The following is a 25,484-nucleotide window of genomic DNA, read 5'->3' as shown; positions in this document are numbered from 1 at the left end:
TCCTTGTTGCCGTGGCTGCTAGGGCAGCGGAATCAATATCTTGAAATCGGTTCGGCCCGGGACGCTGTCGCACTCGATCACGCCGTGATGCTGTTGCACGAAAGTTTGTGCAAGCGTCAATCCAAGCCCTGTCCCGCCTTCCCTGCCCGAGACGAGCGGATAGAAGATGCGGTCCTTGATCGTGTCCGGCACACCCGGTCCATTGTCGATGACATGCAATTCCAGTGCCAATCGATACCACTGCTTGTTGAATATCACCTGCCTGGCGATGCGGGTCTTGAAAGTGATCTGCGCATCGCCCGCGGCGCGGCGCTCGGCCAGCGCCTGCGCAGCGTTGTGCACGATGTTGAGCGTGGCCTGGATGAGCTGCTCGCGGTCGCCGCGGAATTCGGGGATCGACACGTCGAAGTCGCGCTCGATGTGCAGGTCGCGCGGGAACTCCGCAAGAATGACCGAGCGCACGCGCTCGCAGACTTCGTGGATGTTCACGTCGCCCACCACGTGCGGGCGCCGATGCGGTGCCAGCAGCCGGTCGACCAGCGTCTGCAGCCGGTCGGCCTCGTGGATGATGACCTGCGTGTATTCGATGAGGTCGCGCGACTCGACCTCCATCTGCAGCAACTGCGCCGCGCCGCGAATGCCGCCGAGCGGGTTCTTGATCTCGTGCGCGAGATTGCGGATGAGTTCCTTGTTGGCCTGCGCCTGGTCGAGCAGGCGTTCCTCGCGGTCCTGGCGCACCTGCTGCTCGAGCGGCGACATCTCGATGATGAGCTCGCCCGGCTTGTCACCCTGCGCCAGCGTGACCTGCACCGGCATCAGCTCGTGGTTGACGCGGCGCAAGAAGGCTTCATAACGCAGCGTGGCGAAGTCGTTGCTGCGCGCCCCGTCGATGGCGGTGCGAAGCACGTGCGGCTCGTGAAAGCAGGCACCGAACTGAGAGCCTTCGAGCGTGCGGCGCGACGTGCCCAGCGCGTCTTCGAGGGCGGCGTTGGCGAACAGCACCGAACCGTTGGTGCTGACCACCGCAATCAGCGTGGACAGCAGGTCGAAGGACTGAAAGCGCGGAGTGGCGCCGGACGCCTTCTTCCCGAACGCCATGGCCCTACTGCTTGGCCGGCAGGCGGCCGAGTTCGCGGCGGATGCCCGCGATATCGCTCTCGTTGCGCGCCAGTTCGGCTTTCATTTCAGCCACGCGGTCGAGGTACTTCTGGTAGTTGCGGCCTTCGCTGCCCTGCTTCTCGGGCTCGCCGTTGTTGTATTCCTTCTTGAGCTCCGCCTGGCGGGCCTCGGCCTTCTTGAGTTCGGCTTCGAGCACCGAGCGGGCTTCACCGTCGCGTGCGCGCTGGTCGACGCCCTCGACGCGCGGACTGCCCGCGGGCGCACGGGAAGCTGCCGGCGCCGAGTTGCCGCCGGCCGAACCACCGCCCGATGGCTTGGTGCCCTGCACCACCGTGACGTTGCCGCCTTCCATGACCTTGCAGCCCTTTTGCTGGGCGATGGTCGAGTTGTTGGTGTATTCATTGCCGCAGCGCCACACGCGCTCCTGGGCGAGCACGGGCAAGGCGGCCAGCAATGAACCGGCCAGGAAAATGAGAGAAGCAGTCTTCATGAGAATCGATCTTGGCGCGACAAAGGTGCATTTTCCTGCAATTCGACGCCACTGGTGACAAGATGTTCCGCGCCAAGGAAAAAGGACGGCCAAGCCGTCCTTTTCGAGTTCATTCCAGCAACACCGCGGAACCGGCTCTGCCGGGCCGCCGGTGTTGCCCCCTCGAGGGGGAGGCGGCGACACGAAGTGAGCCGCTTCGGGGGTGGGCCAATTACAACGAGTAGTACATGTCGAACTCGACCGGATGGGTCGCCATGCGGAAGCGCGTGACTTCCTGCATCTTCAGTTCGATGTAGGCATCGATGTAGGCATCGGTGAACACGCCGCCCTTGGTCAGGAATGCACGGTCCTTGTCGAGGTATTCCAGGGCCTGGTCGAGGCTGTGGCACACGGTCGGGATCAGCGCGTCTTCTTCCGGCGGCAGGTGGTAGAGGTCCTTGCTGGCGGCTTCGCCCGGGTGGATCTTGTTTTCCACGCCGTCGAGGCCGGCCATCAGGAGCGCTGCGAAACCGAGGTACGGGTTCATCAGCGGATCGGGGAAGCGTGCTTCGACGCGGCGGCCCTTCGGGTTGGCCACGAACGGGATGCGGATCGAGGCCGAGCGGTTCTTGGCCGAATAGGCCAGCTTCACCGGGGCTTCGAAGCCGGGCACCAGGCGCTTGTAGCTGTTGGTGCCGGGGTTCGTGATGGCGTTCAGGGCCCGGGCGTGCTTGATGATGCCGCCGATGTAGTGCAGCGCGAAGTCCGACAGGCCTGCATAGCCGTCGCCTGCGAACAGGTTCTTGCCGTCCTTCCAGACCGACTGATGCACGTGCATGCCCGAGCCGTTGTCGCCGACGATGGGCTTGGGCATGAAGGTGGCGGTCTTGCCGTAGGCGTGGGCCACGTTGTGGATCACGTACTTCTGCAGCTGGACCCAGTCGGCGCGCTGCACCAGCGTGCTGAACTTGGTGCCCAGTTCCATCTGGCCGGCATTGGCCACTTCATGGTGATGCACTTCGACCGGGATGCCGAGCGATTCGAGCACCAGGCACATTTCCGAGCGCATGTCCTGGAAGCTGTCGACCGGGGGAACCGGGAAGTAGCCGCCCTTGACCGCGGGACGGTGGCCGGTGTTGCCGTGCTCGTATTCCTTGTCGGTGTTCCACGAGGCTTCTTCGGAGTCGATCTTCACGAAGCAGCCCGACATGTCGTTCTTCCAGCGCACGCCGTCGAACACGAAGAATTCGGGTTCCGGACCGAAGTAGGCGGTGTCGCCCAGGCCCGAGGCCTTCATGTAGGCCTCAGCACGCTTGGCGAGCGAACGCGGATCGCGCTCGTAGGCCTTGCCGTCGGCGGGGTCGATCACGTCGCAGGTCAGGATCAGCGTCGTTTCTTCGAAGAAGGGATCGATGTTGGCGGTGTTCGGGTCGGGCATGAGCTGCATGTCCGAAGCCTCGATTCCCTTCCAGCCAGCGATGGACGAGCCGTCGAAAGCATGGCCCGAAGTGAATTTGTCTTCATCGAAAGCCGAGACGGGCACGGTCACGTGCTGCTCTTTGCCGCGGGTGTCGGTGAAGCGGAAGTCGATGAACTTGACCTCGTTTTCCTTGACGAGCTTGAGTACATCGGCGACGGTCTTTGCCATCAGTTTCTCCTGAGTTGGATGGTGGTTAGGAATACAGGGACGGAGGATGCAGTTTCTATGCCATTGTCGCCGCTCGTCGAGAGCCTTCGACAGCGGCCGCAAACCCCAAAAAAAGGCGAAAAATCACCAAATTGGTGCGATAAAAACTACCGCACCAATTCCGGGCCAAGCCTCGCATCATAGGCGTGCAGGCCCTCGATCAGTTGCGCGTAGGCGGCATCCAGGTGAACTGGATCGCCCTTCACGCCGAGTTCGATGTGACGGCCGTACTGCGGATGGTCGACGCTCGGCAGGCTGAACACCTTGATGCCGGCATGCGCCGCTTCGATCGCCTGCATCAGCGGGGTGAGCGTTGCTTCCATGGCGCCAAAGACGATGACCGACTTCTCGGCCGACTTGCCGCTGGAAAACATGTGCGCATAGCGGCTGTCGAGCACCGACTCGATCATGGGCCAGGCCATCACCGGGAAGCCCGGCACGAAATGGACGTGCTCGACGCTGAAACCCGGAATCTTGTTGTACGGGTTGCGGATGATCGTGGCGCCCTTCGGGAACACACCCATGTTGAGGCGGTGAATGTTGTCGGGCCGGTCGGGCTCGTAGGCAATGCCCTGCTCGCGCGCGGTGTCCTGCATGCGCTCGCGGATCAGCAGTTCCGCCTCGGGATGCAGCTCCAGCGGCACCCCCAGGGCCTGCGCGGCGCATTGCCGCGTGTGGTCGTCCGGCGTGGCGCCGATGCCGCCGGTCGAGAAGACGATGTCGCCCGAGCCGAAGGCCCGGCCGAGCGCGGCGGTGATGCGCGCGGGCACGTCGCCCACGTATTCGGCCCAGCCGAGCTGCAGGCCGCGCGCGGCGAGCAACTCGATGACCTTGGGCATGTGCTTGTCGGCACGCTTGCCGGAAAGGATTTCGTCGCCGACGACGATCAGACCGAATGCGCGGGTCATGGGGATTTCCAATGGGAGAGAAGGGCCTGATCGGCCTCGGCCGCGAGTAGGCCGTCGGTTGGGCCGGATGGAGCGTCGGAGGCGCCGCGCTGCGCGCGCAATTGCGCCAGGGCATCGAGGCAGTAATGGCCGAACCAGAGCGCCGAGAACGCAAACACCAGCGTGTAGATCCAGATCGCGAGCGGCACCAGCACGAAGAAGGCGGCGGCAAACAGCAGGCCGGAGGCCCAGACGATGCTGGGCGCCGCGCCCAGGTAGCCGCACAGCACCCCGATGCACAGCAGCGGCAGCCGGTGCGCGCGCAGCAGCGCGGCACGCTCTTCAGAGCTTGCGTGCTCGGCCAGCGCGTCGAAGCTCATCACGCGGTAGGTGAGCCAGCCCCAGATCAGCGGCGGCAGGATCAGCACGAGCGGCGGAATGAGCCAGAGCGGCATCGAGACCACGAGCGCGAGCAACGCCAGCAGCGTCAGGCCGAGCGAGCGCGCAACGCTGCCGAAGAAGGACGCGCCTTTCTTGCGTTCGAGCGCAGGAAAGCGGCGGTGCGCCACCAACGTGGTAAGCGGGCCCGCCATGAGCCCGGCCACGATCAGCAGCGAAACCACCACGATCACCGGCGTGGCGGCAAACACCACCACCAGCGGCGCCAGCACGGCCGTGACGTCGCCCGAGAAGAGCCGCCCGATCCAGCTCCAGAAGCTCGACAGCAGCGGCCAGGCGTCGAGCGCGTCGCGGGTCCAGGCGACGGTCGCGTCCCAGTAGAAATAGCCGAAGCCTGCGGCCAGCAGCACCATCAGGCCCAGCGGCAGCAGCGACAGCACGATCACGCGCGGCAGCATGCAATAGGCGACCGCGCGCCAGAAGGAATCGAGGAGCAGGCGCATTGGGTGCGAGGATAACCGGGCCGGTTCGGGACCGGCGCTCAGCCGCGGCCGGCCATCCGCTTGAGCCCGAGCCACTGCTGGGCCCAGAAGCCGCGCCCGTAGTCGCGCACGCGGCCGTCCGCGCCGGGCTCGACCTGGTCGCGAATGCCGGTGGGGTCGTAGCGCTCCTCGAAGTTCGCGGTGCGAAAAAGCATGTCCCACCACGGCAGCAAGACGCCGAAATTGCACCCGCCCAGCGTATGCGCACCCCGCGATTCGTGGCCCAGCCCGATGCTGTGGTGCAGCCGGTGGAAGCGCGGGCTGATCCACAGCCGCTCGCCGATGGCGCCGAAACCGAGCCTGAGGTTGGCGTGCTGCAGGCTTTCGCTGAGCTGCGTGAACGCCACGAACGCAATGAACTGCCCCGGCGCCACGCCGATCAACTGCGCGACGATGACGATGAGCGTGTCGTGGACGATGTCGTCGAGCAGGTGGTTGCGGTCATCGCTCCACATCGTCATCTGGCGCTGCGAATGGTGCAGCGAATGCAGGCCCCACCACCACCTGAACTGGTGCTGGCCGCGGTGGATCCAGTAGCCCACGAAGTCGAGCACCACGAGATAGATCGCAAAGGCCACCCACGGCACGTCGGTCACGCCAGGCCAGGCCTCGTCGAGGTGGAAGGTGCCCCAGCCCGCGGTACGCACGAAGCCGATGGCCTCGTCGAAGAGCGGCTCGAGCGTGAAGAACATCGCGAGCCGGAACAGGCCCAACCGATGGATCAGCGTGTAAAGCACATCGATGCGGATCGCGCGGCGGTCGGTGACCGGCTCGACGGCGCGCCAGCGCTGCAGCGGCCCGATGACCGCGAGCAGCACCACGACCTGGATCAACCCGACCAGCAGCCAGCCGGTGGCGTCGAAGGCATCCTCGGTCCAGCCGCCCAGGCCCACCGCAAACACCAGCGGCTGGACCAGCGCCTCGAAGAACCAGCCCTGCAGCGCGGAAAAAGCGTCCGTCAACCAATCCGTCATGGCGGCAGCCTCAGGGGTGGGATGCGATCCAGGCGCGGTACTGCGGATGCTGGCGCAGCGTCTCGAAGCAGAAGCCCCTGGCCTTGATGCCGACGATCAGCGGTTCGAGATTGGCCGGCGCCCACGGATCCTTGCGCGACCAGATGCCCAGGTGCGCGAGCAGGATGTCGCCCGGGCGGATGCTCTCCAGCGCCTGCGAAAGAAGCCTTTCATTGCTGAACTTCTCGCTCGGCAGTTCGTCCCCCAGGAAGCCGGCCGGCGACCATCCCACATGCTCGAAGCCGCAGGCCTTGGCCGCCGCCAGCAGCCGGGGCGAGGTCTTGCCGCCCGGTGCACGGAACAGCGGCAGCGGTTTCTTGCCGGTGATGGCAGCCAGCCGATCGGAGGCCTTGCCGATATTGGCGCAGTATTCGGCCGCGCTCCAGGTGAATTCGCGCCCCGCCAGCGCCCCTGCCGTGGGCTTGATGCGGAAGCTCGGCGCCACGCCCTTGAGGTCGCCGCGCCAGTATGCGTGGTCGTAGGTGTGGGAGGCGAATTCGTTGCCTTCGGCCGCCCTCGCCTTCCACCACGGCGCCCAGTGGCTGTCGAGGCTGTCGCCGTCGGTCTGGGTGCGCTCGGCGGCGGCAAAGAAAGTGACGCGGACGTTCTGGCGCTTGAGCACGTCGGCCACCAGCGGTGCCACGCCCATGTGGCCGGTGTCGAAGGTCAGGTAAACCGGCTTGTCGCAGGAAGCGCCCTGCTGCTGCGCCCAGGCAGCCGGCACCGCCGCCAGGGCGATCGCCAGCAGGGCTGCGGCCCGGCCGCTGCGGCTAGGTGCGCTTGCCATGGTCCAGCGTCCAGACGCCGTGCGGCGAGCGGCCGACATTGACCTGGCGCACGAGCTTGTTGTTCACCAGGTCCACCACGCTGAGCTTCTTGGCCCAGCGCGAGGTGACATACAGCGTCTTGCCGTCGGCCGACACGTCCATGCAGTCGGGCCCGCCCGGCACCGGGTAGACCGCGCCGACCTTCAGCGTCGCCAGGTCGATCCGGCTGATGGTGTTGGCCACCCGGTTGCTCACGAACACGCTCTTGCCGTCGCCGGCCGAGCGGAAGGCATGGGCGCCCTTGCCGGTCGGGATCTTGCCGACCAGCTTCGGCTCGGCGCCGGCCACGTCGAACACCTGCACGCCATCGCTGCCGGTCAGGCCCACGAGCAGGGTCTTGTCGTTATGGATGCCGAAGATGTCGGCCGGCATGGCGCCGGTGGCCACGCGCCAGCGGACGGTCTGGGTGGGCAGGTCGACGGCGATCAGCTCGTCGCTGTCCTGCATCGTCACGTAGGCGATGGTGCTGGTGTTGTCGATCCAGATGTGGCTCGGGGTCTTGCCCGATGCGATGCGCTTGGCCAGCTTCAGGTCCTTGCCATCCCAGCGGTAGATGTCGACGTGGTTCAGGCGGTTGCCCGCGGTGACGAACCACTTCATGTCGCGCGAGAACTGCAGCTGGTACGGATCGATGATGCCGTAGACCACGCGCTGCACCTCGGCCGTCCTGGGGTTCAGGAAAGTGAGCGAATCGCCCGCCGAATTGGCCACGATGACCGACTTTTCGTCGGGCGTCATGTAGAGGTGGTGCGGCTCCTTGCCGGTGGCGATGCGCTGCTTTTCGGTCCAGTCGGTCGGACTGATCACGCTGACGCTCGCGTCCAGCGAATTGAGCACGAAGATCGGCGGGGCTTCAGGCGGTGCGGCGGCGGCGGCTTGCGCCAGCCAGACCGCGAGGCATGAAAACAGGAAGGCCGGAAAGCGGCCATTCGGTCGAGCAGGAAATCGCAAGGGAAAGGTTCCGAGAGAGAGCTGGGAATCTTAACGGCCGCGCCTTAAGACTGGCTGACCGGGACCACGCGCTTTCTTGCCTTATTTCGGCGCTTTCGGGGGCTTGGCGGGCGCCCGCAGCGCCGCGACCTGCTCGGCCGTGAGCCAGCGCCACTGGCCGGCCGCCAGGTCGCCCGGCAGCGCCAGGTCGCCGATGCGGGAACGGTGCAGCCCCTCGACCCGGTTGCCGACCGCCGCCAGCATGCGCTTGACCTGGTGGTACTTGCCCTCGGTCAGCGTCAGCCGCAGGTGCAGCGGGCTGTCGGACTCGCAGGCCGCCGCGCGCACCGGCTTCGGATCGTCGTCGAGCACCACGCCGGCCAGCAGCTTTTCGATCTGGACAGCGTCCACCGGGTGCTTGGCCGTGACTTCGTAGACCTTGGGCACATGGTGCTTGGGGGAACCCATCTTGTGGATGAACTGGCCGTCGTCCGTCAGCAGCAGCAGCCCTGTCGTGTCCTGGTCGAGCCGGCCGATGGCCTGCACGCCCTGCACCGCGCCCTTGTTGGGCCGAAGCCGCAGCGGCGACGGCAGCAGCGTGTAGATGCTCGGGTAGGTCGAGGGCTTCTGCGAGCACTCGGTGCCGGCGGGCTTGTGCAGCATCAGGTAGGCCTTCTCGTGGTACGCCCACTCGGTGCCCTGCACCGTGAAAAGCAGGCCTTCGGGATCGAGGTCGGCGAAAGGATCGTCCACCGCCTCGCCCGCGATGGTCACGTGGCCTTGTTGAACCAGCCCCGCGCACACGCGACGTGTGCCGAAGCCCTGGGTGTAGAGAATGTCTTGCAGATGCATGGGAAATGAAAAAGGCGGCCGCGCCGGCGTGGCACGACCGCCCCCTGAGTTTGCAGGATCAGTACCCGGCGGCGAGGCCGGTGTTGCGGCGCGGATCGTTCGCGCCGTAGAAGCGGTTGGCGCCCACCGGCTTGCCGCCCAGCGACGGCGCACCGACGATGATCGCCGCCAGGTGGTTGGCCGGTTGGGGCACGCCCAGGTTGTGGCCCATGTCGGTCAGGATCTTGCGGGTGTCGGGGCTCAGCGCAAAGGTTTCGACGTTGGTGACATCCGGCAGCCATTGCTGGTGGAAGCGCGGCGCGTCGACGGCCTCCTGCACGTTCATGCCGTAGTCGACCACGTTCAGGATGGTGTGCAGCACCGCCGTGATGATGCGGCTGCCGCCGGGCGTGCCGACCACGAACACCGGCTTGCCGTCCTTCGAGACGATGGTCGGGCTCATCGAGCTCAGCGGGCGCTTGCCCGGCTCGATCTTGTTCGCTTCGCCCTGCACCAGGCCGTAGAGATTGGGCACGCCGACCTTCGAGGTGAAGTCGTCCATCTCGTTGTTCAGCAGCACGCCGGTCTTGTCGGCCGTGACCTTGGCGCCGAACCAGTCGTTCAGCGTGTAGGTCACCGAGACCGCATTGCCCCACTGGTCGGTGATCGAGTAGTGGGTGGTATTGCTGCCTTCGTGCGGCGCGACGCCGGGCTTGATGTCCTTGGAGACGCCGGCCTTCTTCGGGTCGATGGCGGCGCGGATCTTCTCGGCGTAGCCCTTGTCGAGCAGGCGCTCGAGCGGGTTCTTCACGAAGCCGGGGTCGCCCAGGTAGCTGTTGCGGTCCACGTAGGCGTGCCGCATGGCCTCGATCTGGTAGTGCACGGCCTCGGCCGAACGAAAGCCCAGGTCCTTGAGCGGATAGCCCTCGAGGATGTTGAGCATCTCGCAGATGATCACACCGCCCGAACTCGGCGGCGGCGCTGAAACCACGCGGTAGCCGCGGTAGTCGCACTCCACCGGCGCGAGCTCGCGGGTTTTGTACTGGTCGAGGTCGGCCTGCGTGATGATGCCCTTGCCGGCCTGGCTCGATGCCACGATCGCCTGCCCGACCCAGCCCTTGTAGAACCCGTCGACACCCTTGGCGCTGACGGCGCGCAGCGTCTTGGCGAGGTCTTTCTGCACCAGCTTCTGGCCGACCGCGAAGGGCTCGCCCTTGTTCAGGAAGATGGCGCCGGAAACGGCATCTTTCTTGAAGTCGTTGGTGGAGGTGCGCAGCATGTCGACGTCGCCCTGCTCCAGCGCAAAGCCTTTTTCGGCCAGCTGGATCGAGGGAGCGATCAGCTGGTCGCGCTTCATGGTGCCGTACTTCTCGCGCGCGTATTCCATGCCCGAGACCGTGCCCGGCACGCCGACCGCAAGATGCCCGTTCGTGCTCAAACCCTTGATGACGTTGCCGTCCTTGTCGAGGTACATGTTGGCCGTGGCGGCCAGCGGGGCCTTCTCGCGGAAGTCGAGGAAAGTCTTGCGGCCATCGGCCAGCTGCACGGTCATGAAGCCGCCGCCGCCCAGGTTGCCTGCCGCCGGATAGACCACCGCCAGCGCGTAGCCCACGGCCACCGCCGCATCGACGGCGTTGCCGCCGCGCTTGAGCACATCGACGCCGACCTTGGTGGCCAGGTGCTGCGCGCTCACGACCATGCCGTGCTCGGCCGCTACAGGCGCCTGCGACGCGGCGTTCGAGGCGCTTGCGCCCGCGAGCAGGAGCGCCGCCGCCACGGCGGTGCGCAAGTTCGGAGTCCAGTGGAGGGTCTGCATGGGTGAATTTCCTCTTTTGAGTTCGATGGGAACGGTAACGGTCATGCGACGAGCAGCGCCTTGCGCCGCAGGGCCGCCAGGCCAAGCACCACCTGCTGCCGTGCGAATTCCTGCAGGACGGATGGATCGGTCAGCGGCTTGTCATTCTGGATGAAGCGCAGGCGGCCGGCATCCACTTCGTTGGCCAGGTGGTCGGCCAGCATGGCGTGCGAATGCGCGCCATCGAGCAGCGGCAACAGGCAGCGCTCGAGCGCTGAAAGCCCCACGAGTTCGTGCCACTGGTTGCAGACGTTCGCCGCGCTTCCGGCCGACAACGCCAGGCCGGGCGCACTGCGCACCGACGGCAGCGCCCGCGGCAAGGCAGAGACCTCCGCGGCGGCGTGTACCGGCGCGCGCCGGACGCGCACGGCGCCGAGGATCACCAGTTCCTCGAGCATCGACAGCACTGCCGGCTCGACCGACGAACGCGGCTCGCCCAGCAGCGCGAGTACCGCGGCAACCAGCCGCTCGAATGACACGCTGGCCGGGTAGTGCGCTTCGAGCACCTGCGCCAGGGCCTTGTGCACCGGCAGCCGCAGCGTCACCGTCAGGTTGCGCAGCGCATTGCATGGCTGCTCGCGCGCATCGAGCGTCAGCGCGCTGCCGTCCGCAGCGGAGAACACGCCGGCAAACTCGAAGCCGCTGATGCGGGCTGGGTCCAACCGGTAGCGGATGTCTCCGGCGCGGCCCTGCTTCACCAGCAGCGTCTGGCGGAACGTGCGATTCACGAGGAAGTCGAGATACTGCTCCATCAGGACCTGGCTGCCGCCGCACTCGCGCAGCAGCGGCTCGCGAACCTTCTCGCCGTAGTTCTGGACGAACATCGTCGACGGCTCTGCCTCTGCCAGGTAGCCGAGGCCATTCGCCTCGGCGCGCGCCACGAACTCCTTGAAATAGCAAGGTGCGTTGCAGGGCTCGAGAAACTCGTGCAGCAGGTAGGAGCCGTTGGCCCCGCGCACGATCGGCATCGTTTCCTCGAGCGTTTTGCCGAGCACGCTGCCGGGTCGCGCCGACTGCTCGAGAAATTCGAGCATGCCGCGCGCATAGGACAGCTTTTCCTCCGGCGTGTCACGCGGGCCGCCGCGCAGGATCATCGCGTCGCGCACGATCTCCCTCGCCTTCCAGCCGGGGTAGACGTTGTAGCTGACATAGGCAACGCCATCGGGTGCCAGATTCTCCGAGCACACGCGCAGGATCGCGTCCTGCACCGGCCCCGGCACCCAGCTGTAGACGCCGTGGCAGATGATGTAGTCGAACTGGCCGAACGATGCATCGATCTCGGCCAGATTGAATGCCCGCAGCTCCACATTCGACAGCCCGGCACGCGCGATGGCCTCGCGGCCCTGCGCGACCTGCACCGTCGACAGATCGAGGCCCAGGGCGCTGGCTTCGGGGTGGCGCGCCGCAAACGGAATCAGGTTGCCGCCAGCCGCGCAGCCGAGTTCCAGCACGCGCGCGGTGGATGGGGCCGGTGCTTCGAGGCCGAACAGAAAGGCAATGGCTTCCAGGTGCTCTACGGCGGTTTGCGGGAAAGGGTGCGACTCGTAGGGCACCGCGTCGTAGTAGCTCGTGAGCGTGGAGGTCAGTGAATCGGGCACGGCGTCCTTTGGAATCGAGGCCGGCCGCAGCACCCTTTGCCAAGGAGAAACAGCGGCCATGGTGTGTCAGCTCCCGCTGACTATAGCCTCGCGTGGGGCAAAAAAAAGCCAACCCGTCGAAGGTTGGCTTTTTGCGGTGGATGGTGGAGCTGGGGGGATTTGAACCCCCGTCCGCAAGCCTTCATCGCGCAGTTCTACATGTTTAGTGATCTGATTTGAGTCTCGCTTCCGGAGTCGCGCAGTCACACGCTAAACCGGACGCCAGCACCCTATTTTCTCGCCCCGACCCAAGGTACCCGGATCGGAGCCAGCCCATGTAATTATCCTTGCAGCCGGGAGGTCAGGATTGCTCCAGACCCCCTTGCCCAGCCCATCGGCCAACTGTTGCAAGGCTCACTGGCAATTAAGCAGCGAGTGCGAAACGTTCGTCGTTTGCAGTTAGTTTGTTTGAATCTGTTTTACGAGCGCATTCAGCTCGACATGCCCCGCTGCGACTCCGAACCCACGTCGAAACCAGTGCAGCCCCAAGCCCACCATTTTAGGCCGGGTTGAGGAATTGCAAGAGCTCCAGGGGCGAAGTAATTGCGGCATCGGCCTCCCAGAGGGTGGCGTCCGCCTGCGGCCCCATGTAACCATAGGTAGCCGCGATGGTCCGCATGCCCGCGGCCCGGCCTGCGATGATGTCGCGTTCGTCGTCCCCCACGTAGATGCAGGCGCTGGATGGAATTCCAAGCCGGCGTGCCGCTTCATGCAGGGGCTCGGGGTGCGGCTTGGCGTACGGCGTGGTGTCGCCGCTCACGATCGCGCCGGCACTGTCGAAAAGCGGAATCGCGCGCGTCAGCGGATCGGTGAAGCGTGCCGACTTGTTGGTGACCACCCCCCAGGCCAGGCCGCGCGCCCGGATGGCATCGATGAGCGATGGCACCCCGTCGAACACCTGCGTGTTGAGCAGCATGCGGTTTTCGTAGGCGACGAAGAACTCTTCCCTCAACGCAGGAAATTCCGGCGCTTCGGGCGTGATGCCGAAAGCCACACCGAGCATGCCCCGGGCACCGGCTCCCGCCATGAACCGATAGCGCTCCAGGGGGTACGACTCGAGCCCGCGATCCGTGCGCATCTTGTCGGCCGCGGCGCCGAGATCGGGTGCGCTGTCGATCAGCGTGCCGTCCAGATCGAACAGCACGGCCTGGATGGCTGCGGCCGTCACGTCTGCGAACCCGACAGCGCCGGCTTCTGCGTGGCGAACATGTAGTTGACGCTGGTGTCGGCGCTGAGCCAATACCGCCGCGTCAGCGGGTTGTGTTCCATGCCGCGCGTGTGCCGCAGGTCCAGGCCGGCGGCGCGGCAGTGGGCCGCCAGTTCGCTGGGACGCAGCAGCTTCGCGTACTCGTGCGTGCCGCGCGGCAGCATGCCCAGAACATATTCGGCACCGACGATCGCAAGCATGAACGACTTCAGGTTGCGGTTGATCGTGGAAAAGAACACCCAGCCGCCCGGCTTGACGAGCGTGGCACAGGCCTGGACGATCGACGCGGGCTCGGGCACGTGCTCCAGCATTTCCATGCAGGTGACGACGTCGAAGCTGCCGGGCTGCTCCGCAGCCAGCGCCTCGGCGCTGACTTCCCGGTACTTGACGCCCTGGGTTCCGGCTTCGAGGGCATGCAGGCGCGCAACCTTGAGCGCCTTGCTCGCCAGATCGATGCCAAGCACGTCCGCGCCCTTTCGGGCCATCGAATCGGCCAGAATGCCGCCGCCGCAGCCGATATCGAGCACCCGGCGCTGCGAAATCGGCGCAATACCGTCAATCCATTCCAGTCGCAATGGATTGATTTCATGGAGCGGGCGGAATTCGCTGTCCAAATCCCACCAGCGGTGGGCAAGCTCCGAAAACTTGGCGAGTTCCGCCGGGTCGGCATTCACATGATCTGTCATGCCGTGATTATGAAACGGAGAATGCGCCGGCGAGCATCCACGGGTACCGCATCCGCGCCCGAAGAAATTCAGTGGGCATAAAAAAACCCCGCCGAGGCGGGGTTTTCTTTTAGCGATTCAATCGAATCACTTGTTGGCGCGGGTGCCAACCACTTCGATTTCCACGCGGCGGTTCTTGGCGCGGCCTTCCTTGGTGCGGTTGTCCGCAACAGGCTGCTTCTCGCCCTTGCCTTCGGTGTAGACGCGGTTGCGTTCGATGCCCTTCGAGACCAGGAAGGCCTTGACGGCTTCGGCGCGGCGCACCGACAGACGCTGGTTGTAGGCGTCCGAACCGATCGAGTCGGTGTGGCCCACGGCGATGATCACTTCGAGGTTGACGTCGCGGATCTTCGAGACCAGGTCGGTCAGCTTGGCGCGACCTTCGGGCTTGAGAACCGACTTGTCGAAGTCGAAGAATGCATCGGCAGCGAAGGTGACCTTCGAAGCAGCCACGGCCGGCGGCGTCACAGCAGCAGGCGGCGTCACAGCGGCAGGAGGCGTAACGGCGGGAGCCGGAACCAGAGCACCGTCGCAACCGGCGGCGGCCGTAGCCGGCGTCCAGTTGGCATCACGCCAGCACAGTTCGTTCGTGCCGTTCTTCCAAACCAGTTCGCCGGTGCCGTTTTGCCAGTTGTCGATCGTAGGACCGCCGTTCGCAGCGGTGACACGGGTCTGCGCGCCGGCGGCAGTGGCGAGCGCAGCGACTGCAAACATCATCGCCACTTTATTCAGTTTCTTCATGGTTCTCCTCTTGGGGAAAAAGCCGCAGCCGCGCTGCGAATCAAGGACGCTTTAAGTGACCACCACCCAAAACGTTGAGGCGATTGTGCCATAGGGTCTTTGGCAAACAGGCCGCTGGACACCCCGGAAGCGTAGGACGGAGGCGGAATAGCGGCCTTGTGTTGCGGCGGTGCGACACCCCTCAGAGCGTAAAATTTCGCCTTCCTGCCGCCAGCCTCTTGCTCAATGACCTCCTTCGCCAAAGAAACCCTGCCCATCAGTCTCGAAGAGGAAATGCGCAGCAGCTATCTCGATTACGCCATGAGCGTGATCGTGGGCCGGGCGCTTCCCGATGCGCGCGACGGCCTCAAGCCTGTGCACCGGCGCGTGCTGTATGCCATGCACGAGCTCAACAACGACTGGAACCGGGCCTACAAGAAGTCCGCCCGCATCGTGGGCGACGTGATCGGCAAGTACCACCCGCATGGCGACCAATCGGTCTACGACACCATCGTGCGGCTGGCGCAGGACTTTTCCATGCGCCATATGCTGGTCGACGGCCAGGGCAACTTCGGGTCGGTCGACGGAGACAATGCGGCCGCAATGCGGTATACGGAAATCCGGCTGGCCAAAATTGCACACGAAATGCTGGCCGATATCGACAAGGAAACTGTCGATTTCCAAGACAATTACGACGGCTCCGAAAAAGAACCAAAGGTCCTTCCGAGCAAACTGCCGAATTTGCTGGTGAATGGCTCCGGCGGTATTGCGGTGGGCATGGCCACCAATATTCCGCCGCACAATCTCAATGAGGTGGTGGACGCCTGCCTGCACTTGCTGCGCAATCCGCAGGCCACCATCGACGAGCTGATGGAAATCGTGCCGGCGCCCGACTTCCCGACCGCCGGCATCATCTACGGCATCAATGGCGTGCGGGATGGCTACCGCACCGGCCGCGGCAAGGTCGTGATGCGCGCCAAGTGCCACTTCGAGGACATCGACCGCGGCCAGCGCCAGGCGATCATCGTCGACGAGCTCCCCTACCAGGTCAACAAGAAGACACTGCAGGAGCGCATGGCCGAGCTGGTGCACGAAAAGAAGATCGAGGGCATCAGCCACATCCAGGACGAGTCCGACAAGTCGGGCATGCGCCTGGTCATCGAGCTCAAGCGCGGCGAGGTGCCCGAGGTGGTGCTCAACAACCTGTACAAGCAGACCCAGCTGCAGGACACCTTCGGCATCAACATGGTGGCGCTGGTCGACGGCCAGCCCAAGCTGTGCAACCTGAAGGACCTGATCGAGGTCTTCCTGCAGCACCGCCGCGAAGTGGTCACGCGCCGCACCGTCTTCACGCTGCGCAAGGCGCGCGAACGCGGCCACGTGCTCGAAGGCCTGGCGGTGGCGCTGGCCAACATCGACGAGTTCATCCGCATCATCCGCGAGTCGCCCACTCCGCCGGTCGCCAAGGCCGAACTGATGACCCGCAGCTGGGACAGCAAACTGGTGCGCGAGATGCTCACGCGCTCGCGCGCGGACGGCGGCGTGGTCAATGCCGACGACTACCGCCCCGAGGGCCTGGAACGCGAATTCGGCATGGGCTCGGATGGCCTCTACCGCCTGTCGGAAACGCAGGCCCAGGAAATCCTGCAGATGCGCCTGCAGCGCCTGACCGGCCTCGAGCAGGACAAGATCGTTGCCGAGTACAAGGAGGTCATGGCCGAGATCGACGACCTGCTCGACATCCTGGCCAAGCCCGAGCGGGTCTCGGTCATCATCGGCGAAGAACTCGGCACCATCAAGCAGGAGTTCGGCCAGTCCAAGCTCGGCGCGCGCCGCAGCCTGGTGGAGCACAGCGCCTACGACCTCTCGACCGAAGACCTGATCACGCCCACCGACATGGTGGTCACGCTTTCGCACAGCGGCTACATCAAGAGCCAGCCGCTGAACGAGTACCGCGCGCAAAAACGGGGCGGACGCGGCAAGCAGGCCACCGTCACCAAGGAAGACGACTGGATCGACCAGCTCTTCATCGCCAACACGCACGACTACATCCTGTGCTTCTCCAACCGCGGCCGGCTGTACTGGCTCAAGGTGTGGGAAGTGCCGGCGGGTTCGCGCGGCTCGCGCGGGCGCCCCATCGTCAACATGTTCCCGCTGCAGGAAGGCGAGAAGATCAACGTGGCGCTCGCCCTGACCGGCGAGAAGCGCAACTTCCCGGCCGACCAGTACGTGTTCATGGCCACCTCCATGGGCACGGTCAAGAAGACCACGCTCGACGAATTCAACAACCCGCGCAAGGGCGGCATCATTGCCGTGAACCTCGACGAGGGCGACTACCTCATCGGCGCCGCACTCACCGACGGCAAGCACGACGTGATGCTGTTCAGCGACGGCGGCAAAGCCGTGCGCTTCGACGAGGAAGACGTGCGCCCGCTGGGCCGCAACGCGCGCGGCGTGCGCGGCATGTCGCTCGATCCGGGGCAAGGCGTGATCGCGATGCTGGTGGCCGAGGACGAGCAGCAAAGCGTGCTCACCGCCACGGAAAATGGTTACGGAAAGCGCACAAGCATTACCGAGTACACGCGTCACGGCCGCGGAACCAAAGGCATGATTGCGATTCAACAGAGTGAGCGCAACGGCAAGGTCGTTGCCGCCACCCTCGTGCATGCGGACGATGAGATCATGCTCATCACCGACAAGGGCGTGCTCGTGCGCACCCGGGTAGCCGAGATTCGCGAGCTGGGTCGCGCAACGCAGGGCGTTACGCTGATCGGGCTCGACGAAGGCGCCAAACTCAGCGGGCTACAACGTATCGTCGAAAACGACGCCAACGGCGAGAGTGAGCCTGGCGCAGACGATACTTCCTCATCTTCAACGGAGAATCCTCAGTGAAAAAATTCAAGCTCGCACTTCTGACCGTCGCCTTGGCCGGCAGCTCCATGGCCGCCATGGCCCAGGACAAGGCTGCGCTCATCAAGCAGTTCATCGACGTGCAGCGCCCCGGCATCGAATCGCTGGCCCGCGGCCTGGTCGAGCAATCGAGCGCCCCGATCGCGCAAGCCGGCTCGCAGTACCTGCAGACGCAAGTGCCCGAAGCCAAGCGCGAATCGGCCGCCAAGGCTGCCGACGCCGAACTCAAGAAGTACTTCGACGAGGCGTATCCGATCGTGCGCGACAAGGCCGTGCAACTGGCACCCGGAGCCCTGACGCCGCTGCTCGAGCAGAACTTCAGCGAAGACGAGCTCAAGCAACTGCTGGCCTGGATCAACTCGCCGCTCAGCAAGAAGTACCAGGACCTCAACCCCAAGATGCAGACCGCGCTGACCGAGAAGCTCGTGAGCGACACGCGCGCCACCATCGAGCCGAAGATGCGCGCGCTCGACGAAAACGTGGCCAAGGCCCTGGGTGCACCCACCGGCGGCTCGCAAGGCGCCGCTCCCGCCAAGGCACCGGCCAAGGCTCCCGCCAAGAAGTGACGTGACTCCACAGCAGCACCAGCCGGCCGGCACGCGCCCGTACAACTTTTCCGCCGGTCCGGCCGCCATGCCGGAGGCGGTGCTGCAACGCGCCGCCGCCGAGATGCTCGACTGGCAGGACAGCGGGATGAGCGTGATGGAAATGAGCCATCGCGGCAAGGAATTCGGCGCGATCTGCACCCAGGCCGAAGCCGACATCCGCACGCTGCTGGCCGTGCCGGAGCACTTCCACATCCTCTTCATGCAGGGCGGCGGCCTTGGCGAGAACGCCATCGTGCCGATGAACCTGTCGCGCGGCACTGCCGCCGACTTCGTCATCACCGGCAGCTGGAGCATCAAGTCGCAGAAGGAAGCGCAGCGCTACTGCACGGCGAACATCGCCGCCAGCAACGCCGGCGACCACCACACGCGGCTGCCCGATCCCTCGACCTGGCAGCTCAGCAAGGAGGCCTCGTACGTGCACCTGTGCACCAACGAGACCATCAACGGCATCGAGTTCCAGCAGTTGCCCGACCTCGCGGCCCTTGGCAGCAATGCGCCGCTGGTCATCGATTTTTCGTCACACGTGGCCTCGCGCAGCGTCGACTGGCGCCGTGTCGGCCTGGCCTTCGGCGGTGCGCAGAAGAACCTCGGGCCGGCCGGGCTCACACTGGTGATCGTGCGCGACGACCTGCTCGGGCACGCGCTCGAGATCTGCCCCAGCGCGTTCAACTACAAGATCGTGGCCGACAACAAGTCCATGTACAACACCCCGCCGACCTGGGGCATCTACATGGCGGGGCTGACGTTCCAGTGGCTGCTGCAGCAGACCGAAGGCGCGCTGACCGGCGTGGCCGCCATGGAACAGCGCAACATTGCCAAGGCGAAGCTGCTGTACGACTTCATCGACGCCTCTTCGTTCTACCTCAACAAGATCGACCCGGACTGCCGTTCGCGCATGAACGTGCCGTTCTTCCTGCGCGACGAAAGCCGCAACGACGCCTTCCTGGCCGGCGCGCGCGAGGCCGGCCTGCTGCAGCTCAAGGGCCACAAGTCGGTCGGCGGCATGCGCGCGAGCATCTACAACGCCATGCCGCTGGAAGGTGTACGAGCACTTGTGAGCTACATGCGAGAATTCGAGCGATCGCATGCCTAGGCGCATGCCCAGCTGCTCGCACCGATGACCGCCTCCGCTCCAACACCGCCCTCCTCTCCCGACAACTCCGAAAGCCTTGCCGGTCTGCGCGTGCAGATCGATTCGCTCGACCAGCAACTGCTCAGCCTGCTCAATGAGCGGGCCCATGTGGCAGAGCTGGTGGGCGAGGTCAAGAAGCGCGAAGGCACCCCGTATTTCCGCCCCGACCGCGTGGCCCAGGTCATCGAGAAGATGCAAAAGAGCAATGCGGGCCCGCTCAAGGACCTGCATGTGGCCGCCATCTGGCGCGAAATCATGTCGGCCTGCCTGGCGCTCGAATCGCCGCAGCGGGTCGCCGTGCTCGGCCCCGAGGGCACCTTCTGCGAACAGGCCGCCATCGAATACTTCGGCGGCGCCGCCGACCTGATCTACTGCGCCAGCTTCGACGAGGTGTTCCACGCCACGGCGGCCGGCAGCGCCCAGTACGGCGTGGTGGGCGTCGAAAACTCGACCGAGGGCGTAGTCACGCGCTCGCTCGACCTGTTCCTGCATTCCCCCACCCATGTGGTCGGCGAAGTCAGCCTGCTGGTGCGCCACCATCTGCTGCGCAGCAGCAATACGCTCGAGGGCATCGAGGCCGTGCTGGCCCACCCGCAGGCGCTGGCGCAGTGCCAGACCTGGCTGTCGAAGCACCTGCCCAATGCCGAGCGGCGCGCCGTTTCGAGCAACGCCGAAGGCGCGCGGCTCGCGGCCACCAACCCGGCCTGGGCCGCACTGGCCGGCGAACGCGCCGCCACGCGATTCGGCCTGCACATCGTGGCGCATGCGATCCAGGACGATTCGTACAACCGCACCCGCTTCTCCGTGATCTGCCTGCCGCAGACGCTGGCCATGCCGCCGGCCTCGGGGCGCGACTGCACGAGCCTGATCGTCTCGGTGCCGAACCGTCCCGGCGCCGTGCACGACCTGCTGGTGCCGCTGAAGGTCAACAACGTGTCCATGACCCGGTTCGAGTCGCGCCCGGCGCGCACCGGCCAGTGGGAGTACTACTTCTACATCGACCTGGACGGCCATCCCTCGCAGCCCAACGTGGCTGCGGCGCTGGCCGAGCTGCGCGGTCTCTGCGCGTTCTACAAGGTGCTGGGCGCCTACCCTGTCAAAGCCTGAGCCGGACAAGCACCATGTTCGAGCAATTGGGATTGATCGGCTGCGGCCTCATGGGCGGCTCCTTTGCGCTTGCGCTCAAGCGTGCGAAGCTCGTGAAACGCGTGGTCGGCTACAGCAAGTCGCCCTCCACCACCGAGCGGGCGCGCCAGCTCGGCGTGATCGACGTGGCGGCGCCTTCCGCGCTGCTGGCGGTCTCGGGTTCCGACCTCGTGCTGCTGGCGGTTCCGGTGGCGGCCTCGGAAGCCACCTTCAAGGCCATCCGCCACGGCATTTCGAACGATACGCTCGTGATGGACGTGGGCTCGACCAAGGGCGACGTGATCGAAGCCGCTCGCAACGGCCTGCAGGACCAGTTCGCCCACTTCGTCCCGGCCCATCCGATCGCCGGCAAGGAAGTGTCCGGCATCGAGCACGCCGAAGCTTCGCTCTACGTCGGCCGCAAGGTCGTGCTGACACCGGTCAAGGCCACGCTGCGCTCGAACGTGCAGCGCGCCTCGCAGATCTGGAGCGGCATCGGCGCCAATGTCGTCACCATGACGCACGAGGAGCACGACAGCGCCTTCGCGGCCGTGAGCCACCTGCCGCACCTGCTGGCCTTTGCCTACCTCAACGCCCTGATCGCGCAACCGCAGGGCGACGATTTCCTGCGCCTTGCAGGGCCGGGGTTTCGCGATTTTTCGCGCATTGCGGCGAGCGATCCGGTCATGTGGCGCGACGTGCTGCTCGCCAACCGCGAGCAGGTGCTGCTGCAATCGCAGGCATTCCGCAAGGCGCTGCTCGAGCTCGAGGCGCTGGTCACAGCCGGCGACGCCCAGGCGCTGGAGCATTCGATCGCCGCCGGCAGCAAGGTCCGCGCCGCCTGGCAGCCCAACACCGACGCCTCCCAGGACTCCTGACATGTTCTCGACGGCATTCCTCGATATTCCTGCGCTGGCCGGGGCTTCGGGCACCGTGCGGCTGCCGGGCTCCAAGAGCATTTCGAACCGCGTGCTGCTGCTGGCCGCGCTGGCCAGCGGAACCACCACCGTCCACGACCTGCTCGATTCCGACGACACCCGCGTGATGCTCGATGCGCTGCGCGCGCTTGGCTGCGGCATCGATGCGGCCGGCAGCACGCTGCGCATCACCGGCATCGGCGGCCAGCTGAAGTCCGGTGGCCCGTTGCTGCCGCTTTTTCTCGGCAACGCCGGCACTGCGATGCGTCCGCTGACCGCCGCGCTGTCGCTGCTCGGCGGCGATTTCGAGCTCAGCGGCGTGCCGCGCATGCACGAGCGGCCGATCGGCGACCTGGTCGATGCGCTGACCCAGCTCGGCTGCCGCATCGACTACCTGGGCAACCCTGGCTACCCGCCGCTGCGCATCCGGCCGGTCGATCACGGCGCGCTGGTGCTGGACGCCCCGATCCGGGTGCGCGGCGACGTCTCAAGCCAGTTCCTGACCGCGCTGCTGCTGGCACTGCCCCTCGCAGCCCGGAAGGACATCGTGATCGAAGTGGTCGGCGAGCTGATCTCCAAGCCCTACATCGAGATCACGCTCAACCTGCTGGCGCGCTTCGGCATTGCGGTGCGTCGCGAGGGCTGGGAGCGCTTCACCATCCCCGCGGGCAGCCGCTACAGCTCGCCGGGCGACATCCACGTCGAGGCCGACGCCTCGTCTGCCAGCTATTTCATAGCGCTCGGCGCCATTGCCACAGGCGCTTCCGGCCAGGCCAGCATCCGGATCGAAGGCGTGGGCGCCGATTCGATCCAGGGCGACATCCGCTTCATCGAGGCGGCGCGGCAAATGGGCGCGCAGGTCGACAGCGGGCCGAACTGGCTCGACGTGCGCCGCGGCGCCTGGCCACTCAAGGCCATCGACCTGGACGCCAACCACATCCCCGATGCCGCGATGACGCTGGCCGTGATGGCGCTCTATGCCGACGGCCCGAGCACCCTGCGCAACATCGCCAGCTGGCGCGTCAAGGAAACCGACCGCATCGACGCCATGGCCAACGAGCTCAGGAAGCTCGGCGCCACGGTCGAATCCGGCCCCGATTTCATCCGGGTGCATCCGCTGGAGCGCTCGGGCTGGCAGGCGGCAAGCATCCGCACCTACGACGACCATCGCGTGGCCATGTGCTTCTCGCTCGCGGCGTTCAACCCGGCGGGCTTGCCGGTGCGCATCCTGGAGCCGCACTGCGTTGCCAAAACCTTCCCGGACTATTTCGAAACGCTGTTCTCGGTGGCCGAGGCGCCCGAGGTGCCGGTGATCTGCATCGACGGCCCCACCGCCTCGGGCAAGGGCACGCTCGCAGCCGAGGTGGCGCGCCTGCTGGGCTACCACTACCTGGATTCGGGCTCGCTCTACCGCGTGACCGGCCTGGCCATGCGGCGCGCCGGGCTCGGCGCCGAGCCGCAGCACGAGACGCAGATCGCCGCCCTGGCGGCCGCCCTGCCCCTGCATTTCACCGAGGGCAAGGTGCTGCTGGCCGGCGAGGACGTGAGCGACGAGATCCGCACCGAAGCCGCCGGCATGGACGCCTCCCGCGTCTCCACGCTTCCCGCGGTGCGCGAGGCGCTTCTGGCGCTGCAGCAGCGCTTTCGGCAGCTCCCGGGCCTGGTGGCCGACGGCCGCGACATGGGCACCGTGATCTTCCCCGACGCGGCGCTCAAGGTCTTTCTCACGGCCAGCGCCGCCCAGAGGGCCGAACGCCGGCATAAGCAGTTGATTTCAAAGGGTATTTCAACTACACTTGACAGTCTTCGCTCCGACTTGGAAGCACGCGACGCCAGGGATTCGTCCCGCAGCGTCGCTCCCCTCAAGCCGGCGCAGGATGCCCGCCACCTCGACAACTCCCAGCTGTCCATCGAGCAATCGATCGACCAGGTGTTGAACTGGTGGCAGGAAAAGCAGCCGTTCAAGCCCGCTTGAGCGGTTGGAAGCCACAGCCTTTCAGGCCCGCCTGAAGGGCTCGCGCCAACCGGATTCCGGGGCAGCGCATACCGCTCCAGCAGGCTCTTCTCGCGCGACAGCGCACCGGCCTGCTGGTTGTTCAACCAACCCGGGCTCACGCCCACAAAACCGCCGTCTCCAGACCTACAGCAGCCGCACGCAATTTCGCAATAGCGACTGCCAACCCTGCCTGACGGAAGGAACCATCAATGTCTGAATCTTTTGCCGACCTATTCGAAGAGTCCCTGAAGCGTTCCGAAATGCGCACCGGCGAGGTCATCACGGCCGAAGTCGTGCGCGTCGAACACAACCACGTGGTGGTCAACGCCGGCCTCAAGTCCGAAGCGTATGTGCCGATCGAGGAGTTCAAGAACGACAAGGGCGAACTCGAAGTCCAGGCCGGCGATTTCGTTTCCGTTGCCATCGGCAGCGTTGAAAACGGCTACGGCGACACCATCCTCTCGCGCGACACCGCCAAGCGCCTCGCTTCGTGGCTCGCCCTGGAGAAGGCCCTGGAATCGGGCGACTTCGTCACCGGCACCACCAGCGGCAAGGTCAAGGGCGGCCTCACGGTGCTCGTCAACGGCATCCGCGCCTTCCTGCCGGGCTCGCTGATCGACACGCGTCCGATCAAGGACCTGACCCCGTACGAGAACAAGACCCTCGAATTCAAGGTCATCAAGCTCGACCGCAAGCGCAACAACGTCGTGCTGTCGCGCCGTGCCGTGGTCGAAGCCAGCATGGGCGAAGAGCGCGCCAAGCTGATGGAAACCCTGAAGGAAGGCGCAGTCGTGCGCGGCGTGGTCAAGAACATCACCGAATACGGTGCGTTCGTGGACCTCGGCGGCATCGACGGCCTGCTGCACATCACCGACATGGCATGGCGCCGTGTCCGCCACCCGAGCGAAGTCGTTCAGGCCGGCCAGGAAATCACCGCCAAGATCCTCAAGTTCGACACCGAGAAGAACCGTGTCTCGCTGGGTCTCAAGCAAATGGGCGACGACCCGTGGATGGGCGTTTCGCGCCGCTACCCGCAATCGACCCGCCTGTTCGGCAAGGTCACGAACATTGCCGACTACGGCGCGTTCGTCGAACTCGAACCCGGCATCGAAGGCCTGGTGCACGTCTCCGAAATGGACTGGACCAACAAGAACATCGCTCCGAACAAGATCGTCTCGCTGGGCGACGAAGTCGAAGTCATGGTCCTCGAGATCGACGAAGACAAGCGCCGCATCAGCCTGGGCATGAAGCAGTGCAAGGCCAACCCGTGGCAAGAGTTCGCGCAGAACACCAAGCGTGGCGACCGCGTCAAGGGCCCGATCAAGTCGATCACCGACTTCGGCGTGTTCGTGGGTCTGGCTGCCGGCATCGACGGCCTGGTGCACCTCTCGGACCTCTCGTGGAACGAAGCCGGCGAAACCGCCGTTCGCAACTACAAGAAGGGCCAGGAAGTCGAAGCGATCGTGCTGGCCGTCGACGTCGACCGCGAGCGCATCTCGCTGGGCATCAAGCAGCTCGACAGCGACCCGTTCACCACCTTCACCACGGTGAACGACAAGGGCCAGATCGTGACCGGCAAGGTCAAGACCGTGGACGCCCGCGGCGCTGAAATCGACCTCGGCGAAGACATCATCGGCTACCTGCGTGCTTCGGAAATCTCGCGCGACCGCGTCGAAGATGCCCGCAACGTGCTCAAGGAAGGCGACGAAGTCACCGCCATCGTCGTGAACGTGGATCGCAAGACCCGCAACATCCAGCTGTCGATCAAGCAGAAGGACATGGTCGACGAGCAAGGCGCCATGGCCAGCCTGAGCCAGCAGTCGGCACGCGAAAACGCCGGCACGACGAGCCTGGGCGCCCTGCTGCGCGCCAAGCTCGACAACAACGACAGCAAGTAAGCTGCCCCCGAAGACAGAGCAGGCCCTGGGGCCGCTCTGTCTTTTTTTTC

The 25,484-nt window shown here is 65.5% G+C and carries 21 protein-coding genes and 1 other RNA gene; 7 read left to right on the top strand and 15 right to left on the bottom strand.

The features are described from left to right. Positions 1-18 precede the first annotated feature (18 nt). The 15 genes from glnL to ompA all read right to left on the bottom strand — a co-directional run bounded on the left by glnL (position 19) and on the right by ompA (position 14,869). Entirely contained in the window at positions 19-1,098 is a 1,080-nt protein-coding gene (glnL, locus tag ACAM54_RS08625) for a nitrogen regulation protein NR(II) (protein WP_145741822.1), read from the bottom strand. Between the two features lie 4 nt (positions 1,099-1,102). Continuing rightward, positions 1,103-1,609: a hypothetical protein gene (locus tag ACAM54_RS08620; protein WP_145741820.1), complete on the bottom strand. Its 507-nt coding sequence runs from the start codon at positions 1,607-1,609 to the stop codon at positions 1,103-1,105. 211 nt (positions 1,610-1,820) lie between these two features. Continuing rightward, positions 1,821-3,236, bottom strand: a complete 1,416-nt coding sequence (glnA, locus tag ACAM54_RS08615) for a type I glutamate--ammonia ligase (protein WP_012746775.1) — start codon at positions 3,234-3,236, stop codon at positions 1,821-1,823. A gap of 146 nt (positions 3,237-3,382) precedes the next feature. Next, positions 3,383-4,183 (bottom strand): molybdopterin-binding protein, encoded by an 801-nt coding sequence (locus ACAM54_RS08610; protein WP_192325091.1) that lies wholly within the window; start codon positions 4,181-4,183, stop codon positions 3,383-3,385. After that, positions 4,180-5,064 carry an EI24 domain-containing protein gene (locus tag ACAM54_RS08605; RefSeq protein WP_369650444.1) on the bottom strand — a complete coding sequence of 295 codons (885 nt, stop codon included), beginning with the start codon at positions 5,062-5,064 and terminating at the stop codon, positions 4,180-4,182. Before ACAM54_RS08605 ends, ACAM54_RS08610 begins: the two co-directional genes overlap by 4 nt. A gap of 38 nt (positions 5,065-5,102) precedes the next feature. Next, positions 5,103-6,077 carry a sterol desaturase family protein gene (locus ACAM54_RS08600; protein ID WP_145741815.1) on the bottom strand — a complete coding sequence of 325 codons (975 nt, stop codon included), beginning with the start codon at positions 6,075-6,077 and terminating at the stop codon, positions 5,103-5,105. Between the two features lie 10 nt (positions 6,078-6,087). Next, the gene (locus tag ACAM54_RS08595) at positions 6,088-6,903 is read right to left on the bottom strand and encodes a polysaccharide deacetylase family protein (protein ID WP_369650443.1); all 816 of its coding nucleotides are present in this window, start codon (positions 6,901-6,903) and stop codon (positions 6,088-6,090) included. Continuing rightward, a complete protein-coding gene (locus ACAM54_RS08590) occupies positions 6,887-7,894 on the bottom strand; it encodes a YncE family protein (protein WP_192325087.1) in 1,008 nt (335 codons plus the stop codon). Before ACAM54_RS08590 ends, ACAM54_RS08595 begins: the two co-directional genes overlap by 17 nt. A gap of 81 nt (positions 7,895-7,975) precedes the next feature. Continuing rightward, the gene (locus ACAM54_RS08585; RefSeq protein WP_369650442.1) at positions 7,976-8,725 is read right to left on the bottom strand and encodes a pseudouridine synthase; all 750 of its coding nucleotides are present in this window, start codon (positions 8,723-8,725) and stop codon (positions 7,976-7,978) included. A 58-nt stretch (positions 8,726-8,783) separates the two neighbouring features. Then, positions 8,784-10,520: a gamma-glutamyltransferase gene (ggt, locus tag ACAM54_RS08580; protein WP_369650441.1), complete on the bottom strand. Its 1,737-nt coding sequence runs from the start codon at positions 10,518-10,520 to the stop codon at positions 8,784-8,786. 41 nt (positions 10,521-10,561) lie between these two features. Continuing rightward, positions 10,562-12,217 (bottom strand): methyltransferase regulatory domain-containing protein, encoded by a 1,656-nt coding sequence (locus ACAM54_RS08575; RefSeq protein WP_369651893.1) that lies wholly within the window; start codon positions 12,215-12,217, stop codon positions 10,562-10,564. An 81-nt stretch (positions 12,218-12,298) separates the two neighbouring features. Continuing rightward, positions 12,299-12,683, bottom strand: a transfer-messenger RNA (tmRNA) gene (gene ssrA, locus ACAM54_RS08570). 12 nt (positions 12,684-12,695) lie between these two features. After that, positions 12,696-13,364: an HAD-IA family hydrolase gene (locus tag ACAM54_RS08565; RefSeq protein ID WP_145741807.1), complete on the bottom strand. Its 669-nt coding sequence runs from the start codon at positions 13,362-13,364 to the stop codon at positions 12,696-12,698. Then, positions 13,361-14,089, bottom strand: coding sequence for a bifunctional 2-polyprenyl-6-hydroxyphenol methylase/3-demethylubiquinol 3-O-methyltransferase UbiG (gene ubiG, locus ACAM54_RS08560; protein WP_145741805.1), 729 nt, complete (start codon positions 14,087-14,089; stop codon positions 13,361-13,363). The genes ACAM54_RS08565 and ubiG overlap by 4 nt, the downstream gene beginning before the upstream one ends. A 126-nt stretch (positions 14,090-14,215) precedes the next feature. Further along, positions 14,216-14,869, bottom strand: coding sequence for an outer membrane protein OmpA (gene ompA, locus ACAM54_RS08555; RefSeq protein WP_192325081.1), 654 nt, complete (start codon positions 14,867-14,869; stop codon positions 14,216-14,218). A 225-nt stretch (positions 14,870-15,094) separates the two neighbouring features. On the opposite strand from ompA, the gene gyrA reads away from it, so the two are divergent. From gyrA to rpsA, 7 genes are all read left to right on the top strand, one after another. Further along, complete coding sequence (gene gyrA, locus ACAM54_RS08550) at positions 15,095-17,740, top strand: DNA gyrase subunit A (protein WP_145741802.1); 2,646 nt, start codon at positions 15,095-15,097, stop codon at positions 17,738-17,740. After that, positions 17,737-18,324 carry a DUF2059 domain-containing protein gene (locus ACAM54_RS08545; protein ID WP_124956859.1) on the top strand — a complete coding sequence of 196 codons (588 nt, stop codon included), beginning with the start codon at positions 17,737-17,739 and terminating at the stop codon, positions 18,322-18,324. The genes gyrA and ACAM54_RS08545 overlap by 4 nt, the downstream gene beginning before the upstream one ends. A gap of 67 nt (positions 18,325-18,391) precedes the next feature. Further along, entirely contained in the window at positions 18,392-19,459 is a 1,068-nt protein-coding gene (gene serC / locus ACAM54_RS08540) for a 3-phosphoserine/phosphohydroxythreonine transaminase (RefSeq protein ID WP_369650958.1), read from the top strand. A gap of 24 nt (positions 19,460-19,483) precedes the next feature. Beyond that, positions 19,484-20,605, top strand: coding sequence for a prephenate dehydratase (pheA, locus tag ACAM54_RS08535; protein WP_145741799.1), 1,122 nt, complete (start codon positions 19,484-19,486; stop codon positions 20,603-20,605). Positions 20,606-20,619: 14 nt separating this feature from the next. Beyond that, positions 20,620-21,501: a prephenate dehydrogenase gene (locus ACAM54_RS08530; protein WP_369650440.1), complete on the top strand. Its 882-nt coding sequence runs from the start codon at positions 20,620-20,622 to the stop codon at positions 21,499-21,501. Between the two features lies 1 nt (position 21,502). After that, on the top strand, positions 21,503-23,515 hold the full coding sequence (locus tag ACAM54_RS08525; RefSeq protein ID WP_369650439.1) for a bifunctional 3-phosphoshikimate 1-carboxyvinyltransferase/cytidylate kinase: 2,013 nt from the start codon (positions 21,503-21,505) through the stop codon (positions 23,513-23,515). A gap of 230 nt (positions 23,516-23,745) precedes the next feature. Continuing rightward, the gene (gene rpsA / locus ACAM54_RS08520) at positions 23,746-25,434 is read left to right on the top strand and encodes a 30S ribosomal protein S1 (protein WP_007829366.1); all 1,689 of its coding nucleotides are present in this window, start codon (positions 23,746-23,748) and stop codon (positions 25,432-25,434) included. Positions 25,435-25,484 lie beyond the last annotated feature (50 nt).

The organism is Variovorax sp. V93 (assembly GCF_041154485.1).
In the GTDB taxonomy this organism is placed as follows: Bacteria; Pseudomonadota; Gammaproteobacteria; order Burkholderiales; family Burkholderiaceae_C; genus Variovorax; species Variovorax beijingensis_A.
This window is presented reverse-complemented; position numbering and strand designations above follow the sequence as displayed.

Bases quoted from the DNA above. Each gene is read 5' to 3' on its own strand.
- serC (WP_369650958.1), top strand. From the start codon at position 18,392: ATGCCGGAGGCGGTGCTGCAACGCGCCGCCGCCGAGATGCTCGACTGG.
- ACAM54_RS08620 (WP_145741820.1), bottom strand. From the start codon at position 1,609: ATGAAGACTGCTTCTCTCATTTTCCTGGCCGGTTCATTGCTGGCCGCC.
- rpsA (WP_007829366.1), top strand. From the start codon at position 23,746: ATGTCTGAATCTTTTGCCGACCTATTCGAAGAGTCCCTGAAGCGTTCC.
- ompA (WP_192325081.1), bottom strand. From the start codon at position 14,869: ATGAAGAAACTGAATAAAGTGGCGATGATGTTTGCAGTCGCTGCGCTC.
- pheA (WP_145741799.1), top strand. From the start codon at position 19,484: ATGACCGCCTCCGCTCCAACACCGCCCTCCTCTCCCGACAACTCCGAA.
- ACAM54_RS08605 (WP_369650444.1), bottom strand. From the start codon at position 5,064: ATGCGCCTGCTCCTCGATTCCTTCTGGCGCGCGGTCGCCTATTGCATG.
- glnL (WP_145741822.1), bottom strand. From the start codon at position 1,098: ATGGCGTTCGGGAAGAAGGCGTCCGGCGCCACTCCGCGCTTTCAGTCC.
- ACAM54_RS08585 (WP_369650442.1), bottom strand. From the start codon at position 8,725: ATGCATCTGCAAGACATTCTCTACACCCAGGGCTTCGGCACACGTCGC.
- ubiG (WP_145741805.1), bottom strand. From the start codon at position 14,089: ATGACAGATCATGTGAATGCCGACCCGGCGGAACTCGCCAAGTTTTCG.
- glnA (WP_012746775.1), bottom strand. From the start codon at position 3,236: ATGGCAAAGACCGTCGCCGATGTACTCAAGCTCGTCAAGGAAAACGAG.
- ACAM54_RS08610 (WP_192325091.1), bottom strand. From the start codon at position 4,183: ATGACCCGCGCATTCGGTCTGATCGTCGTCGGCGACGAAATCCTTTCC.
- ACAM54_RS08525 (WP_369650439.1), top strand. From the start codon at position 21,503: ATGTTCTCGACGGCATTCCTCGATATTCCTGCGCTGGCCGGGGCTTCG.
- ggt (WP_369650441.1), bottom strand. From the start codon at position 10,520: ATGCAGACCCTCCACTGGACTCCGAACTTGCGCACCGCCGTGGCGGCG.
- ACAM54_RS08600 (WP_145741815.1), bottom strand. From the start codon at position 6,077: ATGACGGATTGGTTGACGGACGCTTTTTCCGCGCTGCAGGGCTGGTTC.
- ACAM54_RS08595 (WP_369650443.1), bottom strand. From the start codon at position 6,903: ATGGCAAGCGCACCTAGCCGCAGCGGCCGGGCCGCAGCCCTGCTGGCG.
- ACAM54_RS08575 (WP_369651893.1), bottom strand. From the start codon at position 12,217: ATGGCCGCTGTTTCTCCTTGGCAAAGGGTGCTGCGGCCGGCCTCGATT.
- gyrA (WP_145741802.1), top strand. From the start codon at position 15,095: ATGACCTCCTTCGCCAAAGAAACCCTGCCCATCAGTCTCGAAGAGGAA.
- ACAM54_RS08530 (WP_369650440.1), top strand. From the start codon at position 20,620: ATGTTCGAGCAATTGGGATTGATCGGCTGCGGCCTCATGGGCGGCTCC.